General features: G+C 64.2%; 17 protein-coding genes. 8 read left to right on the top strand and 9 right to left on the bottom strand.

Annotated elements, in window-relative coordinates; translation table 11 throughout:
• Nucleotides 1-44: 44 nt before the first annotated feature.
• The 5 genes from HU729_RS16020 to def are packed head-to-tail and all read right to left on the bottom strand — an operon-like array spanning nucleotide 45 to nucleotide 4568.
• Nucleotides 45-353 (bottom strand): tetratricopeptide repeat protein, encoded by a 309-nt coding sequence (locus HU729_RS16020; RefSeq protein WP_186670216.1) that lies wholly within the window; start codon nucleotides 351-353, stop codon nucleotides 45-47.
• Nucleotides 354-364: 11 nt separating this feature from the next.
• Complete coding sequence (trkA, locus tag HU729_RS16015; protein WP_186670218.1) at nucleotides 365-1738, bottom strand: Trk system potassium transporter TrkA; 1374 nt, start codon at nucleotides 1736-1738, stop codon at nucleotides 365-367.
• 23 nt (nucleotides 1739-1761) lie between these two features.
• Nucleotides 1762-3072: a 16S rRNA (cytosine(967)-C(5))-methyltransferase RsmB gene (rsmB, locus tag HU729_RS16010; RefSeq protein ID WP_186710944.1), complete on the bottom strand. Its 1311-nt coding sequence runs from the start codon at nucleotides 3070-3072 to the stop codon at nucleotides 1762-1764.
• Complete coding sequence (gene fmt, locus HU729_RS16005; protein WP_186710943.1) at nucleotides 3069-4001, bottom strand: methionyl-tRNA formyltransferase; 933 nt, start codon at nucleotides 3999-4001, stop codon at nucleotides 3069-3071. The genes rsmB and fmt overlap by 4 nt, the downstream gene beginning before the upstream one ends.
• Nucleotides 4002-4061: 60 nt before the next feature.
• Nucleotides 4062-4568 (bottom strand): peptide deformylase, encoded by a 507-nt coding sequence (def, locus tag HU729_RS16000; RefSeq protein ID WP_186670224.1) that lies wholly within the window; start codon nucleotides 4566-4568, stop codon nucleotides 4062-4064.
• A 208-nt stretch (nucleotides 4569-4776) separates the two neighbouring features.
• Between def and dprA the strand changes: the two genes are divergently transcribed.
• The 5 genes from dprA to HU729_RS15975 all read left to right on the top strand — a co-directional run bounded on the left by dprA (nucleotide 4777) and on the right by HU729_RS15975 (nucleotide 7998).
• Nucleotides 4777-5874 carry a DNA-processing protein DprA gene (gene dprA / locus HU729_RS15995; protein ID WP_186710942.1) on the top strand — a complete coding sequence of 366 codons (1098 nt, stop codon included), beginning with the start codon at nucleotides 4777-4779 and terminating at the stop codon, nucleotides 5872-5874.
• Nucleotides 5875-5911: 37 nt separating this feature from the next.
• A complete protein-coding gene (locus HU729_RS15990; RefSeq protein ID WP_186670231.1) occupies nucleotides 5912-6469 on the top strand; it encodes a Sua5/YciO/YrdC/YwlC family protein in 558 nt (185 codons plus the stop codon).
• Between the two features lie 467 nt (nucleotides 6470-6936).
• Nucleotides 6937-7242 carry a hypothetical protein gene (locus tag HU729_RS15985; protein WP_186721116.1) on the top strand — a complete coding sequence of 102 codons (306 nt, stop codon included), beginning with the start codon at nucleotides 6937-6939 and terminating at the stop codon, nucleotides 7240-7242.
• 200 nt (nucleotides 7243-7442) lie between these two features.
• Nucleotides 7443-7727 carry a type II toxin-antitoxin system prevent-host-death family antitoxin gene (locus tag HU729_RS15980; RefSeq protein WP_186670021.1) on the top strand — a complete coding sequence of 95 codons (285 nt, stop codon included), beginning with the start codon at nucleotides 7443-7445 and terminating at the stop codon, nucleotides 7725-7727.
• Nucleotides 7693-7998: a Txe/YoeB family addiction module toxin gene (locus tag HU729_RS15975; protein ID WP_186670019.1), complete on the top strand. Its 306-nt coding sequence runs from the start codon at nucleotides 7693-7695 to the stop codon at nucleotides 7996-7998. Before HU729_RS15980 ends, HU729_RS15975 begins: the two co-directional genes overlap by 35 nt.
• A 58-nt stretch (nucleotides 7999-8056) precedes the next feature.
• Here the strand turns inward: HU729_RS15975 and HU729_RS15970 are convergent, their stop codons facing one another.
• Nucleotides 8057-9034, bottom strand: coding sequence for an NADPH:quinone reductase (locus tag HU729_RS15970; protein WP_186710940.1), 978 nt, complete (start codon nucleotides 9032-9034; stop codon nucleotides 8057-8059).
• A gap of 133 nt (nucleotides 9035-9167) precedes the next feature.
• Between HU729_RS15970 and hemF the strand changes: the two genes are divergently transcribed.
• Both hemF and aroE read left to right on the top strand, forming a co-directional pair.
• Nucleotides 9168-10079 (top strand): oxygen-dependent coproporphyrinogen oxidase, encoded by a 912-nt coding sequence (gene hemF / locus HU729_RS15965; RefSeq protein WP_186710939.1) that lies wholly within the window; start codon nucleotides 9168-9170, stop codon nucleotides 10077-10079.
• 25 nt (nucleotides 10080-10104) lie between these two features.
• Nucleotides 10105-10929: a shikimate dehydrogenase gene (gene aroE, locus HU729_RS15960; protein WP_065864669.1), complete on the top strand. Its 825-nt coding sequence runs from the start codon at nucleotides 10105-10107 to the stop codon at nucleotides 10927-10929.
• Nucleotides 10930-10932: 3 nt separating this feature from the next.
• Here the strand turns inward: aroE and HU729_RS15955 are convergent, their stop codons facing one another.
• The 3 genes from HU729_RS15955 to betC all read right to left on the bottom strand — a co-directional run bounded on the left by HU729_RS15955 (nucleotide 10933) and on the right by betC (nucleotide 15080).
• The gene (locus tag HU729_RS15955) at nucleotides 10933-12498 is read right to left on the bottom strand and encodes a SulP family inorganic anion transporter (protein WP_186670014.1); all 1566 of its coding nucleotides are present in this window, start codon (nucleotides 12496-12498) and stop codon (nucleotides 10933-10935) included.
• 120 nt (nucleotides 12499-12618) lie between these two features.
• A complete protein-coding gene (choX, locus tag HU729_RS15950) occupies nucleotides 12619-13548 on the bottom strand; it encodes a choline ABC transporter substrate-binding protein (RefSeq protein ID WP_186710938.1) in 930 nt (309 codons plus the stop codon).
• A gap of 14 nt (nucleotides 13549-13562) precedes the next feature.
• On the bottom strand, nucleotides 13563-15080 hold the full coding sequence (gene betC / locus HU729_RS15945) for a choline-sulfatase (protein ID WP_186710937.1): 1518 nt from the start codon (nucleotides 15078-15080) through the stop codon (nucleotides 13563-13565).
• Between the two features lie 111 nt (nucleotides 15081-15191).
• On the opposite strand from betC, the gene HU729_RS15940 reads away from it, so the two are divergent.
• Nucleotides 15192-16115: a LysR family transcriptional regulator gene (locus tag HU729_RS15940; RefSeq protein ID WP_186710936.1), complete on the top strand. Its 924-nt coding sequence runs from the start codon at nucleotides 15192-15194 to the stop codon at nucleotides 16113-16115.
• Nucleotides 16116-16128: the final 13 nt, after the last annotated feature.

The following is a 16128-nucleotide window of genomic DNA, read 5'->3' as shown; positions in this document are numbered from 1 at the left end:
GTCGCAGCGGCGAACCGCCGCTCCTACAAGGACCGCGGCGTCTGTCAGGCTTTGTTCAGCTTTTTCAGGAACACGGCCATTTCTTTCTCGGCCTGCTTGTCGCCATGGGCCTGCGCCGCAACGATCCCCTCCTCCCACGCCTTGCGCGCCGCAGCGATGTCGCCTTCGAGCTGATACGCCTTGCCCAACAGTTTCCACGCTGCCGAGTACTTCGGGTCCTGCTCGACGCAACTCGCCAGGTGCACCGCTGCTTCGGCGCCCTTGCCCTCATCCAGCCAGGCCTTGCCCAGGCCGAATCTCAGCAGCGGGTTATCCACACCCTTGGCCAGCATCTTTTCCAGCGATTCGCGCATGCCGTCTTCTCCTAGAAGAAACTCAAGCCGACGTGGAACAGCTTCTCCACATCGCGAATGTGCTTTTTATCCACAACGAACAGGATCACATGGTCTCCCGCCTCGATCACCGTGTCGTCGTGGGCGATCAGCACCTCTTCGTCGCGAATGATCGCGCCGATGGTGGTGCCGGGCGGCAGGGCGATGTCTTCGATGGCCTTGCCGATCACCTTGCTCGACTTCGAATCACCATGGGCGACTGCCTCGATGGCTTCCGCTGCACCGCGACGCAGCGAGTGCACGCTGACGATATCGCCACGGCGCACATGGGCCAGCAGCGTGCCTATGGTTGCCAACTGCGGGCTGATGGCGATGTCGATGTCGCCGCCCTGCACCAGGTCGACGTAGGCCGGGTTGTTGATCAGCGTCATCACCTTGCGGGCACCCAGGCGCTTGGCCAGCAGCGACGACATGATGTTGGCCTCGTCGTCGTTGGTCAGGGCCAGGAAGATGTCGGCCTCGGCGATGTTTTCTTCGAGCATCAGGTCTTTGTCCGATGCGCTGCCCTGCAGGACCACGGTGCTTTCGAGGTTGTCCGAAAGATGCCGGCAGCGTGCCGGGCTCATCTCGATGATCTTCACCTGGTAGCGGCTTTCGATGGCTTCGGCCAGGCGTTCGCCGATCTGCCCGCCACCGGCGATGACCACCCGCTTGTTGGTCTCGTCGATACGCCGCAGCTCGCCCATCACTGCACGAATGTCCTTCTTCGCGGCGATGAAGAACACTTCGTCGTCGGCCTCGATCACCGTGTCGCCATGGGGCTTGATGGGCCGGTCGCGGCGGAAGATCGCAGCCACGCGGGTATCGACATTGGGCATGTGCGCGCGGATCTGGCGCAGTTGCTGACCCACCAGCGGGCCGCCGTAGTAGGCCTTGACCGCCACCAACTGGGCCTTGCCCTCGGCGAAGTCGATCACCTGCAGGGCGCCGGGGTGCTCGATCAGACGCTTGATGTAGTTGGTCACCACCTGCTCGGGGCTGATCAGCACGTCCACCGGAATGTGGTCGTTGTCGAACAGCTCCTCGCGGCTGAGGTAGGAGGATTCGCGCACCCGGGCGATCTTGGTCGGGGTGTGGAACAGCGAATAGGCCACCTGGCAGGCGACCATGTTGGTCTCGTCGCTGTTGGTCACTGCCACCAGCATGTCGGCATCATCGGCGCCGGCCTGGCGCAGTACCGTGGGCAGCGAGGCGCGGCCCTGCACGGTGCGGATGTCGAGGCGGTCGCCCAGGTCACGCAAGCGCTCGCCATCGGTGTCGACCACCGTGATGTCGTTGGCTTCGCTCGCCAGGTGTTCGGCCAGCGTACCGCCTACCTGGCCTGCGCCGAGGATGATGATCTTCATCCGCTACTCCCTACCTTTTGTTCTTATCCGCGCGAGGCGGCGATCTTGATCAGCTTGGCATAGTAAAAGCCGTCGTGGCCGCCTTCCTGGGCCAGTAGCTGGCGGCCGTGGGGCTGGCGCAGGCCGGCCTCGGTCGCCAGGTCGAGCTCACGGGCACCGGGGGTGCGGGCGAGGAAGGCGTCTATCACGTCGGTGTTCTCGGTCGGCAGGCTCGAGCAGGTGGCGTAGAGCAGCATGCCGCCGACTTCGAGTGTTGGCCACAGCGCATCGAGCAGCTCTCCCTGCAGTGCGGCCAGGGCCGGGATGTCCTCGGCCTGACGGGTCAGCTTGATGTCCGGGTGGCGGCGGATCACGCCTGTGGCCGAGCACGGCGCATCGAGCAGGATGCGCTGGAACGGCTTGCCGTCCCACCAGCTGGCGGTATCGCGGGCATCACAGGCGATCAGCTCGGCATCGAGCTGCAGCCGGTCGAGGTTTTCGCGCACCCGCGCCAGGCGCTTGGCCTCCAGGTCGATGGCGACCATCTGCGCCAGGCCCGGTTCGGCTTCGAGCAGGTGGCAGGTCTTGCCGCCCGGGGCGCAGCAGGCATCGAGCACACGTTGGCCGGGGGCCAGCTCCAGCAGGTCGGCCGACAGCTGTGCGGCTTCGTCCTGCACGCTGATCCAGCCGTCGGCGAAGCCCGGCAGGCTGCGCACATCGCAGGCTTCGGCCAGCACGATGCCATCGCGGCTGAACGGGCAAGCGCTGGCGCCGATGCCAGCATCAGCCAGCAGCGCCAGGTACGCATCACGGCTGTGATGACGGCGGTTGACCCGCAGGATCATCGGCGGGTGGGCGTTGTTGGCGGCGCAGATGGCTTCCCATTGCTCCGGCCAGAACGCCTTGAGCGACTTCTGCAGCCAGCGCGGGTGCGCGGTGCGGACCACCGGGTCGCGCTCCAGGCTGGCGAGCAGTTCCTCGCCCTCACGCTGGGCGCGGCGCAGCACGGCGTTGAGCAGGCCCTTTGCCCAAGGCTTCTTGAGCTTGTCGGCGCAGCCGACGGTTTCGCCGATGGCGGCGTGGGCCGGAATGCGTGTGTAGAACAGCTGGTACAGGCCGACCAGCAGCAGCGCCTGCACATCGGCGTCGGCGGCCTTGAACGGCTTCTGCAGCAGTTGTGCGGCAAGCAGGTCCAGGCGTGGTTGCCAGCGGGCGGTGCCGAAGGCCAGGTCCTGGGTCAGGCCGCGATCGCGCTCCTCGACCTTGTCCAGTTGCGCGGGCAGCGAGCTGTTCAGCGAAGCCTTGCCGCTGAGTACGGCCGCAAGGGCGCGGGCGGCAGCCAGGCGTGGGTTCATTGGCCGAGCACCTTGCCGCTTGCGAACTTCTCGCGGCGGCTGTTGAACAGGTCGCTAAAGGCCAGGGCCTTGCCACCGGGCAGTTGCAGGCGCGTCAGGCTCAGGGCGCCGTCAGCGCAGGCGACCACCAGGCCGTCCTTGCTGGCGGACAGGATCTCGCCCGGAGCGCCGTTGCCTGTGGACAAGTTCGCGCCCAGCACCTTCACGGTTTCGCCGTCGAGGGTGCTGTGGCACACCGGCCACGGGTTGAAGGCGCGGATCAGGCGTTCCAGCTCCAGCGCCGGACGGTTCCAGTCCAGGCGTGCCTCGTCCTTGTTCAGCTTGTGCGCATAAGTGGCCAGGGCGTCGTCCTGCACCTCGCCCTGCAAGCTGCCGTCGGCAAGGCCGGCGATGGCTTGAACCACGGCGCCCGGGCCCATCTGGGCAAGGCGATCATGCAGGCTGCCGCCGGTGTCTTCGGCGCTGATCGGCGTGCTGACCTTGAGCAGCATGGGGCCGGTGTCCAGGCCCGCTTCCATGCGCATCACCGTCACACCGCTTTCGGCGTCGCCCGCCTCCACGGCGCGCTGGATCGGCGCCGCACCGCGCCAGCGAGGCAACAGCGAGGCATGGCTGTTGATGCAGCCAAGGCGGGGAATATCCAGCACCGCCTGCGGCAGGATCAGGCCATAGGCGACCACCACCATCAGGTCAGGCGCGAGCGCGGCCAGTTCGGCCTGGGCTTCGGCGTTGCGCAGGGTCGGCGGTTGCAGCACCGGAATGTCGTGGGCCACGGCCAACGCCTTGACCGCGCTCGGCATGAGCTTCTGGCCCCGGCCGGCGGGACGGTCGGGCTGGGTGTAGACGGCCACGATTTCGTACGGGCTGTCGAGCAGGGCCTTGAGGTGTTCGGCGGCAAACTCTGGGGTGCCTGCGAAGACGATGCGCATGGAGTTCTCGCTTCAAAAAAGAAAAAGGCTTGCCGGAGCAAGCCTTCTGGAAGGTGGGGATCAGGCTTGCTGGCGGTGCTGCTTTTCCAGCTTCTTCTTGATCCGGTCGCGTTTGAGCTGAGACAGGTAGTCGACGAACAGCTTGCCGTTGAGGTGATCGAACTCGTGCTGCACGCACACCGCCAGCAGGCCTTCGGCCTCGAGCTCGAAGGGATTGCCGTCGCGATCCTGGGCCTTGACCCGCACGCGCAGCGGGCGGTCGACGTTCTCGTAGAAGCCTGGCACCGACAGGCAGCCTTCCTGGTACTGGCCCATGTCGTGGGTCAGCTCTTCGACGCTGGGGTTGATGAACACCCGCGGCTCGCTGCGATCTTCGGAAAGATCCATCACCACGACCTGCTTGTGCACGTTGACCTGGGTCGCGGCCAGGCCGATGCCGGGCGCTTCGTACATGGTTTCAAACATGTCGTCGATCAGCTGGTGCAGGGCGTCGTCGAACTCCGTTACCGGTTTGGCGAGGGTGCGCAGGCGCGGGTCGGGGAATTCGAGGATGTTCAAGATGGCCATAGGGTCAGGCAGTCACTGTGCGTTTGGTTGAAAACTGAGCACACATAATAAAGGGAAATGGAGCGTTCGGCACCTGGGAAGCTTGGCTAGGGTCTCTATGAGCTTGATAGCTGGCGTTTCAGTCGACAGCTTTTCAAAGTGTTACCCACAAAGTTATCCACAGGATGTGCCCGCTTATTGGCCTCCTGCCGATCAAGGATGATCCACCATGAACCCATCCCGTTCGTCGCCTTGCACTCCAGCGGAACTGGAGGCGCGGCTGCGTCTGCATCGCCTTCCCGATATTGGCTTGCGTCGTTTCCATACCCTCATCGAAGCATTCGGCAGTGCCTCTTCGGCACTCAGTGCCCCGGCCAGCGCCTGGCGTGCTCTGGGCCTGAAGGCTTCCAGTATAGACGCCCGGCGCAGTGCGCAAGTACGCGATGGCGCATTGGCTGCAATGGCCTGGCTAGAGCGTCCGGGCCAGTGTTTACTGATGTGGGACGGCCCTGGATACCCGGCATTGCTGGCCGAGATAGATGATCCGCCGCCTTTGCTTTTCGTCGCCGGCGACCCTGCCTTGCTCGAACGGCCGCAGTTGGCGATCGTCGGCAGCAGGCGTGCGTCACCCCCGGCGCTGGATACGGCCGGTGCGTTTTCCCGTTGCCTGGCTCAGGCCGGGTTCACCATCACCAGCGGCTTGGCACTGGGTGTCGACGGCGCCGCTCATCGGGCTGCGTTGAACGCCGGCGGCCACACGATCGGGGTGCTCGGCACGGGGTTGCAAAAACTTTATCCACAGCGCCATCGCGACTTGGCACGGGCCATGATCGACAACGGCAGCGCGCTGGTTTCGGAGTACCCGCTGGACGCCGGGCCACTGGCCGGTAACTTCCCGCGGCGCAACCGCATCATCAGCGGCCTGTCGCTCGGCGTGCTGGTGGTGGAGGCCGGCCTGGCCAGTGGTTCGTTGATCACCGCCCGGCTGGCAGCCGAACAGGGTCGGGAGGTGTACGCGATTCCCGGCTCCATTCACCACCCTGGCGCCAAGGGCTGCCATCAACTGATTCGCGATGGTGCGCTGCTGGTGGAGAGTGTCGGGCAGATCCTCGACAGCCTGCGCGGTTGGCAGAACCTGCCTCCCGCGTCTGTGGAGAAGCCGGGTCATCCACTGCTGGCGTTGCTGCATGCCGCTCCACAGACCAGCGAGGGCCTGGCCCACAGCAGCGGGCTGCCACTGGCCCAGGTACTGGCCAGTCTGACCGAGCTCGAACTCGAAGGGCGGGTGAGCAGTGAAGCCGGACGTTGGTTTGCCCGTTCCGCCTAAGTACACTGCGCATCAGGCTTAAAGCGGAGAGACAGCAATGGTGAGCAGTTGGCGTGTGCAACAAGCCGCGCGTGAGGTGAAGGCGGGTGCGGTGATCGCCTATCCGACGGAAGCGGTCTGGGGCCTGGGCTGCGACCCGTGGAACGAAGACGCGGTGTACCGCCTGTTGGCGCTCAAGTCACGCCCTGTGGATAAAGGCCTGATCCTGGTCGCCGACAACATCCGTCAGTTCGACTTCCTGTTCGAGGAATTCCCCCAGGACTGGATCGATCGCATGGGCAGCACCTGGCCGGGCCCGAACACCTGGCTGGTGCCGCACCAGGACCTGTTGCCCGAGTGGGTGACTGGCCAGCACGATACGGTGGCGCTGCGGGTCAGCGATCATCCGCAGGTGCGCGAGCTGTGCGCGCTGGTGGGGCCGCTGATCTCCACCTCCGCCAATCCTGCCGGGCGGCCGGCGGCCAAGAGCCGGTTGCGGGTCGAGCAGTATTTCCACAACGAGCTGGACCTGGTGCTCGGCGGCGCGCTGGGCGGACGCAGGAATCCGAGTGTGATTCGCGACCTGTTGACAGGCGAGGTGGTGCGGCCGGGGTGATTGTTCACACCTTGTAGGAGCGGGCTTGCCCGCGAAAGGAACACCGCGATACATGGCACCGGCTATGCCGGTGATCGCGGCACAAGGCCGCTTCCACAGGGATTGGGCTGGCCTTTAGATTTTGAACAAGACAGTTGCTCCTACAACGTGCGGAGCAGCGGTGTGATCTTTCTGATTCTGATCCTTGAGGCTGCACATTTCTGATTTAGGGAAATATCCTACGCGGCCTGTCGATCGCCATTACCTTCTCAGTGGGAACGTCTACCTCTAGGCTCCAGACCGTCGCCGAATAACTTGGCGATCGGGTGTGGTAACCCGAAGAGGATGATCTCCGCAGTCATGGTGGCTGTGCGCGGGAGGCTTACGCCTGCCGGGTCTGAGGTCTCCTCCCGGTTTACCACCCCGCGTGCAGCCGCCACCCATTCGCGTGGTAACGGATGGGGGTTGGTCTATTCAGGAGATCAAAAGTGAAGAAGATAGTCCCCGACCCACCCCTCCCAAAAACCACCGCCCACCCCTTCGGCCGCTGCGACGCCGGCCATCCCCCGCTCTTCACCGTCAACCCCGATATCGAACCCCACGACGCCTTGGTCCACGTCGCGCTCTACCTGCGCTGCGCCTACGACACTGGCATCAAAGCCATTGACCACTTGAGTGACGAAGGTCGCGGCATGTTCTGGTCGAGCCTGCATGCCATCGAGCTGGCAGAGGGCCTGGTTGAAGCGATGCTGGATGGGATCGAGTCGACAGTGAAACCTGGTGAGTCCTCTTAACGGGTTCGGAAAACAACTACGCGCTTCGCTGAATGCATGAAGTTTTCTGCACAGCCCTTGGACAATAAGCTTCTCGGGCTTTGCGAAGCATTCCATCCTGAACAAGCGACGAAGACGCCGATGGTAGGTCATTGAGATGTGTACGTTACATTGTACAATGTTCGCTCAGCTCTCCTTTGTTATCCGGGAAGGATTGGACAATGCACGTAATTACCTTTAGCCAAGCTCGCGCCGATCTGAAACAAACGATGGATGACGTATGTCGTGACCACGAGCCGGCAATCATCACGCGCCAACGTGGCGAGCCCGTGGTGATGCTTTCTCTTGAGGACTACAACGGCATGCAGGAAACCCTGTACTTGCTGAGCTCTTCAGCCAATGCCAAGCGCTTGCGCTCATCTGTCGAACAGCATAGGTCGGGTAAGCCCGCTGCCCATGAGCTGATCATCAATGAACATGAAGTCAAAGCACCGCAACAAGATTGAGGTGCGAAATTCTGTGAGCGTTGCGTTCACTGCTGAGGGATGGGAAGACTATCACCACTGGCGAGCAGTCGATTCGGCGATTTTCGAGGTGATCAATGCACTCATTCGTGAGTGCTGTCGTACGCCTTTCAAGGGGACTGGCAAGCCTGAACCACTCAAGGGAGACCTTTCTGGATACTGGTCACGGCGTATTACCCGAGAGCATCGCCTCGTCTATTTCTATGAGGGTGGGCAGCTAACGGTATTGCAATGCCGTTTTCATTACGATTGATAAGCAAAGCCTACGGTACAAGCCGAATTACCCAGCTTTGACTTGTACCGTCATGACCTCAGGGCAACAGCACCGTCGACCCCACCGTCCGCCGCGCCGACAACTCGGCCTGCGCCTTCGCAGCCTCCGCCAGCGGATACCGCTGCTGGATATCCACCACCAACTTGCCGCTGGCAATCATCGCGAACAGGTCATCGGCCATGGCCTGGGTGTTCTCGGCGTTGTTGGCGTAGCTGGCCAGGGTCGGCCGGGTCACGTACAGCGAGCCCTTCTGCGACAGAATTCCCAGATTCACGCCACTCACCGCGCCGGAGGCATTGCCGAAGCTCACCATCAAGCCACGCGGGCGCAGGCAGTCGAGGGAGGTCAGCCAGGTGTCGGCACCGACGCCGTCGTACACCACCGCGCACTTCTGGCCTTCGGTCAGCTCCAGCACACGCTTGGCCACGTCTTCATGGCTGTAATCGATGGTCGCCCAGGCCCCCAGCGCCTTGGCGCGCTCGGCTTTTTCTGCGGAACTGACAGTGCCGATCAGCTTGGCACCCAAGGCCTTGGCCCATTGGCAGGCCAGCGAGCCGACGCCACCTGCGGCGGCGTGGAACAGAATGAAGTCGCCGGGCTGCACCGCGTAGGTCTGCTTGAGCAGGTACTGGGTGGTCAGGCCCTTGAGCATCACGGCCGCAGCCTGCTCGAAGCTGATGCTGTCGGGCAGCTTCACCAGGTTCGCTTCCGGCAGGGTGTGGTATTCGCCATAGGCGCCCAGCGGCCCGCCGCCGTAGCCTACGCGGTCGCCGACCTTCAAGCGGGTGACGCCCTCGCCCACCGCATCGACCACCCCCGCACCTTCGGTGCCCAGGCCAGAAGGCAGTGATGGCGGCGCGTAGAGCCCGCCACGGAAATAGGTATCGATGAAATTCAGACCGATCGCATGGTTGCGCACGCGCACCTGCTGCGGGCCGGGCGGTGTCGGTTCGAATTCCACGAGCTGCAGGACTTCCGGGCCGCCATGCTGGCTGAACTGAATACGCTTGGCCATCACACACTCCTGTTGTCGTCATCGCAAAGGCCCTCTATCGGACGCCTTTGCTTGACTGCCGTCAACTGCGGCGCGGCGCTGGCCGGTGGTATGCTACGCGGCGAATTCCTCCCTGCCCCTCCCAGGTGACCCGATGACCAGCCGCACCGAGGCCGTGAAGGCCTATCTGCTCGACCTGCAAGACCGCATCTGCGCCGCCCTCGAAACCGAGGACGGCGGCGCCCGCTTCGTCGAGGACGCTTGGGTTCGCGATGCTGGCGGCGGCGGTCGTACCCGGGTGATCGGCGAGGGCAAGCTGATCGAGAAAGGCGGGGTCAACTTCTCCCATGTGTTCGGCGCCGGCCTGCCACCGTCGGCCAGTGCGCACCGTCCGGAGCTGGCCGGCCGTGGCTTCGAGGCGCTGGGCGTGTCGCTGGTGATCCACCCGCACAACCCGCATGTGCCAACGTCCCACGCCAATGTGCGGTTCTTCATCGCCGAGAAAGAGGGCGAAGAAGCGGTGTGGTGGTTCGGCGGCGGCTTCGACCTGACCCCGTACTACGGCAACGAGGAAGACTGCATCCACTGGCACCGCGTCGCCGAACAGGCCTGTGCCCCCTTCGGTGCCGACGTGTACCCGCGCTACAAGGCCTGGTGCGACCGCTACTTCCACCTCAAGCACCGCGGCGAACCCCGTGGCATTGGCGGGCTGTTCTTCGATGACCTGAACGAGTGGGATTTCGACACCTGCTTCGCCTTCATCCGTGCCATCGGCGATGCCTACATCGACGCCTACCTGCCGATCGTGCAGCGGCGCAAGGACACCCCCTACACCGCGCAGCAGCGCGAATTCCAGGAATATCGCCGCGGGCGCTATGTCGAATTCAACCTGGTCTACGACCGCGGCACGCTGTTCGGCCTGCAATCCGGCGGGCGTACCGAGTCGATCCTCATGTCGTTGCCGCCGCAGGTTCGTTGGGGCTACGACTGGAAGGCCACCCCTGGCAGCGAGGAGGCGCGTCTGACCGATTACTTCCTGCAGGACCGCGACTGGCTCGGCCAGTAAATCTGTGGATAACCGAGGATTCCCCATGGACCAGTACGTCGTTTTCGGTAACCCCATCGGCCACAGCAAGTCGCCGCTGATCCACCGCCTGTTCGCCGAGCAGACCGGCCAGGATCTGGAATACAGCACCCTGCTGGCGCCGCTGGACGAGTTCAGCGACTGCGCCCGCGGCTTCTTCAAGCAGGGCAGCGGCGCCAACGTGACCGTGCCATTCAAGGAAGAAGCCTACCGCCTGTGCGACAGCCTCACGCCACGGGCGCAACGCGCGGGCGCGGTCAACACCCTGACCCTGTTGGCCGATGGCACGTTGCAGGGCGACAACACCGATGGCGCAGGCCTGGTGCGCGACCTGACGGTGAATGCCGGGGTCACGCTGGCGGGCAAGCGCATCCTGATTCTCGGCGCCGGTGGTGCGGTGCGTGGCGTGCTGGAGCCGATCCTGGCGCATAAGCCGCAATCGCTGGTGATCGCCAATCGCACAGTGGAAAAGGCCGAGCAGCTGGCGCGCGAGTTCGATGAACTCGGGCCGGTGGTCGCCAGCGGCTTTGCCTGGTTGCAGGAGCCGGTGGACGTGATCATCAACGCTACTTCGGCAAGCCTGTCGGGTGAGCTGCCGCCGATTGCCGAGAGCCTGGTCGAGGCTGGTCGCACCGTGTGCTACGACATGATGTATGGCAAGGAGCCGACGCCGTTCTGCCAGTGGGCGACGAAGCTTGGGGCGGCGAAAGTGCTGGATGGGCTGGGAATGCTCGCCGAGCAGGCGGCCGAGGCGTTTTATGTCTGGCGTGGGGTTCGGCCTGAGACCGGGCCAGTGCTGGATGAATTGCGGCGGCAGTTGGCGCGGGGGTAGGACTTACTCCTCGAACCTGATCGGACACCCGTCGATCCCCTCCAGCTTCTGCAATTCCTCCACCACCTGGGGCCTGGCCCGATGCAGGGTCAGGCTGCCGCCATTGCGTACCAGCCGCCGTGCCTCGCGGTGCAACATATCCACACCCGAATAGTCGATGAAGTTGATCTGTCGCGCGTCGATCACCACATGCGGCCCTTGGCAGCGCTGCAGGCGTACCTGCAGATAATGCGCGGCACCGAAGAAGATCGAGCCACCGACCCGCAGCACGTCCGCCTCCCCTTCACGGCTCTGCTGCACCCGCGGCCGCGAGGTGCGCTTGAGGTAGAAGAACAGCGACGCCAGTACTCCCGCGTAGATCGCCGTCTGTAGCTCCAGCAACAGGGTGGCCGCCGCAGTCAGCGCCATCACCAGGAACTCCGAACGACTGACCCGGAACAACGCGCGAATCGCCCGGTGATCCACCAGCCCCCAACAAATCAGCAGGATGCTGCCGGCCATCGCCGGGATCGGCAGGTGAGCGATGAGCCCGGCGCCGGCCACGGCGAACAGCGCCACCCACAGCGCCGAGAACACCCCGGCCATGGGGGAACGGGCGCCCGCCTCGAAGCTCAGCCCGGAGCGGGTGAACGAACCTGACGACAGGTAACCCGAGAAAAACGCGCCGCCCATGTTGGAAAAGCCCTGGGCGCGGATCTCCTGGTCGGCGTCGATCAGTTGTTCCGAACGTGCTGACAACGAGCGGGCGATCGACAGGCTGGTGACCAGCCCGAGCATGCCCACCGCCACGGCGCTGGGCAGCAGGCGCAGGATCAGGTCCAGGTCGAGCAACGGCAGCGGGCTCAGGGGCGGCAGATGGCCGCTGAACGCAGGAACGCGGGGCACGTGGGCGAAGTAACCGGGCAGCAGCCACGCCACCAGGCTCACCAGCACCAGGCTGATCAACAGCGCCGGCCAGCGCGGGCGCACGAGCTTGATGGCGATGCCAATCAGCAAGGTGGCCAGGCCCAGCCCCAGCGAGGGCAGGTCCACTTCGCGGGCATGGGCGAACAGGTCCTGGGCGGTCTTGAGTGCCGTGGCCTGGCTGGGCAAGTCCATGCCCATCAGATTCGGCAACTGGCCAAGGGCAATGACGATGGCGGCACCCAGGGTGAAACCGAGCACCACGGAATGGGAGACGAAGTTGACCAGTGCGCCGAAGCGCAGCAGCCCGAGCAGCAGTTGGAACACCCCGCCAAGAAAGGTCAGCAGGAGGACGAGGGTCACGTAGTCGCTGCTGCCGGCCACGGCCAGCGGGCTGACGCTGGCGTAGAGGACGATGGAGATGGCGGCGGTGGGGCCGCAGATCAGGTGCCAGGACGACCCCCACAGGCAGGCGATCAGTACCGGCACGATGGCCGCATACAGGCCGTATTCGGCGGGCAGGCCGGCAATCAGCGCATAGGCGATGGATTGCGGCAGGGCGAGGATCGCGCCGCTCAGACCCACCAGCAGGTCCTGGCGCAGGCTGCGGCCGGATTGCCGGGGAAGCCAGGTCAGGAAGGGCAGCAGATGGGTCAGGCGAGGCATGGGTTATTCACAGTCCTGAGTTTTGCCCCTGTCTGGAGCGGATTCATACCAACTGTAGGAGCGGGCTTGCCCGCGAATGCGTCAGTGAATGCACCACAGCATTCGCGGGCGAGTCAGAAATCAGAGTTTGCCCTTGACGGCCTCCAGTCCATCACCGCCAGCCTTGCTGCTCACGCCAGCGAGCCACGCCTGCAGCACTTGTGGATGAGCCTTCACCCACGCCTTGGCCGCCTGGTCGAAACTGACCTTCTTGTCCACAACCTCGGCCATGATGGCGTTCTCCATATCCAGGGTAAATACCAGATTGCCCAGCAGCTTCGCGGCATTCGGGCACGCCTGTGGATAACCGTTGCGCACCAGGGTGAACACCTCGCCCCTGCTGCCGAACCATTTTTCGCCACCGGTGAGGTAGTGCATCTTCAGCTTCACGTTCATCGGGTGCGGTGTCCAGCCGAGGAAGGTGATGAACTGGTTCTTCTTCACGGCGCGGTCGACCTGCGCCAGCATTGCCTGCTCGCTGGACTCGATCAGCTTCCACTGCCCGAGGTCGAACGCGTTCGTGTCGATGATCTCTTTGAGCGACAGGTTGGCCGGCGCGCCGGAGCCGATGCCGTAGAGTTTCTTGTCGAACTGCTCGGCGTGTTTCTGCAGGTCGGCGAAGTCCTTGATACCGGCATTCCACACGTAGTCGGGCACTGCCAGGGTGAACTCGGTGCCTTCGAGGTTGCGCGACAATTGTTTCACGTCGCCGGTGGCGATGTATTTGTCATGAAAGCCCTGCTGCGCTGGCATCCAGTTGCCGAGGAAGGCGTCCACGCGGCCATCTTTCAGGCCGCCGTAGATGATCGGCACGGCCAGGCTGTCGATCTTCACCTGGTAGCCCAGGCTTTCGAACAGCAAGCGGGCGATGGCGTTGGTGGAGGCGATATCGCTCCAGCCGGGGTCAGCCAGTTTGACGGTGCTGCATTGCGTGTCGCTGTCGGCCGCCTGGGCGGTCAGGGCGCCAAGGCCCAGGGCCAGGGCGATCACGGCGGTGGAGAACTTCTGCATGGCGGCCTCTCTTCTCAATCCATGGGTGCGGGCTGTGGATAACGTGCCTTGCGCTCGAGGTCATCGAGATCGATATGGTTGCGCATGTACTGTTGGCTGGCGTCGACCAGGGGTTGGTGGTCCCAGCTTTTCAGCTTGCCGATGGCCAGGGCCTCGGCCACCAGACGGCGGCGACGTTGGCTGGCGAGCACCTGCTGGCGCAGGCTGGAAACGTCCCAGCGTTGCCTGGCTTCATCGACAAATGCCTGCAGCAAGCCCTGGTGATCCGGGCTGCCGGTGAGGTTCTCCCGCTCGTGCGGGTCGCGGCTCAGGTCGTAGAGTAGGCACGGGTCGTCTTCGCTGTACACGAACTTGTACGCGCCACGCCGAATCATCATCAGCGGCCCGACCGTACCCTCGGCCATGTATTCGCCGATCACCTCGTCGTGTCCGCCCTGCCCTTGCAGGTGGCCGAGCAGCGAGCGGCCGTCCAGGTGCAGGCTGTTATCCACAGCCCCGCCTGCCAGCTCGACCAGGGTCGGCAGCAGGTCACAGGTGGACACGCTGGCGCTGACCCGCGCCGCGGCGAAACGCTTGGGCGCATGGACCAGAAGCGGCACCCGCGCCGACATCTCGAACCAGTGCATCTTGTACCAGAGCCCGCGCTCGCCAAGCATGTCGCCATGGTCGCCGGAGAACACGATCAGCGTGTCGTCGGCCAGGCCGCAATCCTCGAGGGTCTGCAGCAGCTTGCCGATGTTGTCGTCGATGTAGCTGCAGGCGCCGAAGTAGGCGCGGCGGGCGTCGCGGATCTTGTCCACAGGCAGCGGCTTGTCCCACAGGTCGTAGACCTTGAGCAGGCGCTGCGAGTGGGGGTCTTGCTGGTCCTGGGCGATTTCGTCGCGCGGCAGCGGGATATCCACAGACGCGTAGAGATCCCAGTAGCGCCGCGGGATGGTGTAGGGGTCGTGGGGATGGGTCATCGACACCGTCAGGCAGAACGGCCGACCGTCATCCTCGCGGACGTGGTCGTACAGGTACTGCTGCGCCTTGAACACCACTTCCTCGTCGAAATCCAGCTGGTTGGTGCGTACGCACGGCCCGGCCTGTAGCACCGAGGACATGTTGTGGTACCAGCTCGGGCGCACGTCGGGGGCGTCCCAGTTCACCGCCCAGCCGTAATCGGCGGGGTAGATGTCGCTGGTCAGGCGCTCTTCATAGCCGTGCAACTGGTCGGGGCCGCAGAAATGCATCTTGCCCGACAGCGCGGTGCGGTAGCCGAGGCGGCGCAGGTAGTGGGCGTAGGTGGGGATGTCGGCGGGAAAGTCGGCGGCGTTGTCGTAGGCGCCGATGCGGCTGGGCAACTGGCCGCTCACCAGGGTGAAGCGCGACGGCGCGCACAGCGGGCTGTTGCAGTAGGCCGAATCGAAGACCACAGCCTGTTCGGCGAGGCGGGCGAGGTTCGGCATCCTGATCGGCGAGGGGTTGTAGATTGGCAGCATAGGCGCGGCCATCTGGTCGGCCATGATGAACAGGATGTTGGGTTGCTTCATGGGGTGCCCTTCCATCGTCGAACGTTATGTGAATTGCTTGCGATCGAGGATGCGGCTGTGGATAACATGGGTAAAGCCCATGGCGGGCAATGACTGGGATTAGCTGAGCTTATGTTTGAGCACCTTGCGGGCATGTCACTGGAAAGCTTGCGCGTGTTCGAGGCGGCGGCGCGCCTGCGCGGTTTCACGGCGGCGGCACTGGAACTGGGCACCACGCAGCCGGCGGTGAGCCAGCAGGTCAAGCGGCTCGAGGCGCAGTTGGGCACGCGCCTGTTCGACCGGATCTACCGGGGGATCGAGCTGACGGATGCGGGCCAGTCGCTGTTCGAACAGGTCCACCAGGGCTTGCAGGCGATGGACGAAGGCATCGCCGAGGCGGGCGGCCGCGGCCAGCACGAGGTGCTGCAGGTGGCCACCGACTTCGCCTTTGCGGCCTTCTGGCTGATGCCCCGGCTGCAGCGCTTCCACGAGGCTTATCCACAGGTGGACGTGAGCCTGGTGACCGGTGAGCGCAGTCAGGGGATGCTGCGCCCCGATATTGATGTGGCCGTGCTGTTTGGCGACGGGCGCTTTCATCAGGGCGAAAGCCGCTGGTTGTTCGATGAAGAGGTCTTTCCGGTTTGCAGCCCTCGGCTGACTGATGGCAAACCCTTGTCAGCAGTGGCTTTGGAACGATTGCCCTTGTTGCATCTACGCGGTGAACAGGCCAGTGGCTGGTTCGACTGGGCGGGGGTGTTTCGCGGTTTCGGCGTGGTCAGCCCGCCACCACCAGGGCAGTTGCGCTTCGATAATTACACCTTGTTGATCCAGGCGGCGATCGCCGGGCAAGGGGTCGGGATTGGCTGGGGGCATCTGGTCGACGGGCTGGTCGAGCAGGGGTTGCTGTGCCGGCCAGTGGAAGGGAGTTTGCGTTCGTCGCGTGGCTATTACGTGGTGTTGCCGCCACGCAAGCGGCGTGGGGCGTTGATCGAGCGGTTTGTGGAGTGGCTGGAGCGTGAGCTCAGCCTATCGAACCCATCTGTTGCTACGGATTGAGCCAAGAAATGCG

The organism is Pseudomonas sp. RW10S2, assembly GCF_014268985.1.
GTDB classification, from domain to species: Bacteria; Pseudomonadota; Gammaproteobacteria; order Pseudomonadales; family Pseudomonadaceae; genus Aquipseudomonas; species Aquipseudomonas wayambapalatensis.
The sequence above is the reverse complement of the archived record's forward strand: the minus strand, read 5'-3'. Positions and strand labels throughout refer to the sequence as shown.

Excerpts from the sequence above, each read along its gene's own strand:
- HU729_RS16020 (WP_186670216.1), bottom strand. The coding sequence starts at position 353 with ATGCGCGAATCGCTGGAAAAGATGCTGGCCAAGGGTGTGGATAACCCG.
- trkA (WP_186670218.1), bottom strand. The coding sequence starts at position 1,738 with ATGAAGATCATCATCCTCGGCGCAGGCCAGGTAGGCGGTACGCTGGCC.
- rsmB (WP_186710944.1), bottom strand. The coding sequence starts at position 3,072 with ATGAACCCACGCCTGGCTGCCGCCCGCGCCCTTGCGGCCGTACTCAGC.
- fmt (WP_186710943.1), bottom strand. The coding sequence starts at position 4,001 with ATGCGCATCGTCTTCGCAGGCACCCCAGAGTTTGCCGCCGAACACCTC.
- def (WP_186670224.1), bottom strand. The coding sequence starts at position 4,568 with ATGGCCATCTTGAACATCCTCGAATTCCCCGACCCGCGCCTGCGCACC.
- dprA (WP_186710942.1), top strand. The coding sequence starts at position 4,777 with ATGAACCCATCCCGTTCGTCGCCTTGCACTCCAGCGGAACTGGAGGCG.
- HU729_RS15990 (WP_186670231.1), top strand. The coding sequence starts at position 5,912 with ATGGTGAGCAGTTGGCGTGTGCAACAAGCCGCGCGTGAGGTGAAGGCG.
- HU729_RS15980 (WP_186670021.1), top strand. The coding sequence starts at position 7,443 with ATGCACGTAATTACCTTTAGCCAAGCTCGCGCCGATCTGAAACAAACG.
- HU729_RS15975 (WP_186670019.1), top strand. The coding sequence starts at position 7,693 with ATGAACATGAAGTCAAAGCACCGCAACAAGATTGAGGTGCGAAATTCT.
- HU729_RS15970 (WP_186710940.1), bottom strand. The coding sequence starts at position 9,034 with ATGGCCAAGCGTATTCAGTTCAGCCAGCATGGCGGCCCGGAAGTCCTG.
- hemF (WP_186710939.1), top strand. The coding sequence starts at position 9,168 with ATGACCAGCCGCACCGAGGCCGTGAAGGCCTATCTGCTCGACCTGCAA.
- aroE (WP_065864669.1), top strand. The coding sequence starts at position 10,105 with ATGGACCAGTACGTCGTTTTCGGTAACCCCATCGGCCACAGCAAGTCG.
- HU729_RS15955 (WP_186670014.1), bottom strand. The coding sequence starts at position 12,498 with ATGCCTCGCCTGACCCATCTGCTGCCCTTCCTGACCTGGCTTCCCCGG.
- choX (WP_186710938.1), bottom strand. The coding sequence starts at position 13,548 with ATGCAGAAGTTCTCCACCGCCGTGATCGCCCTGGCCCTGGGCCTTGGC.
- betC (WP_186710937.1), bottom strand. The coding sequence starts at position 15,080 with ATGAAGCAACCCAACATCCTGTTCATCATGGCCGACCAGATGGCCGCG.
- HU729_RS15940 (WP_186710936.1), top strand. The coding sequence starts at position 15,192 with ATGTTTGAGCACCTTGCGGGCATGTCACTGGAAAGCTTGCGCGTGTTC.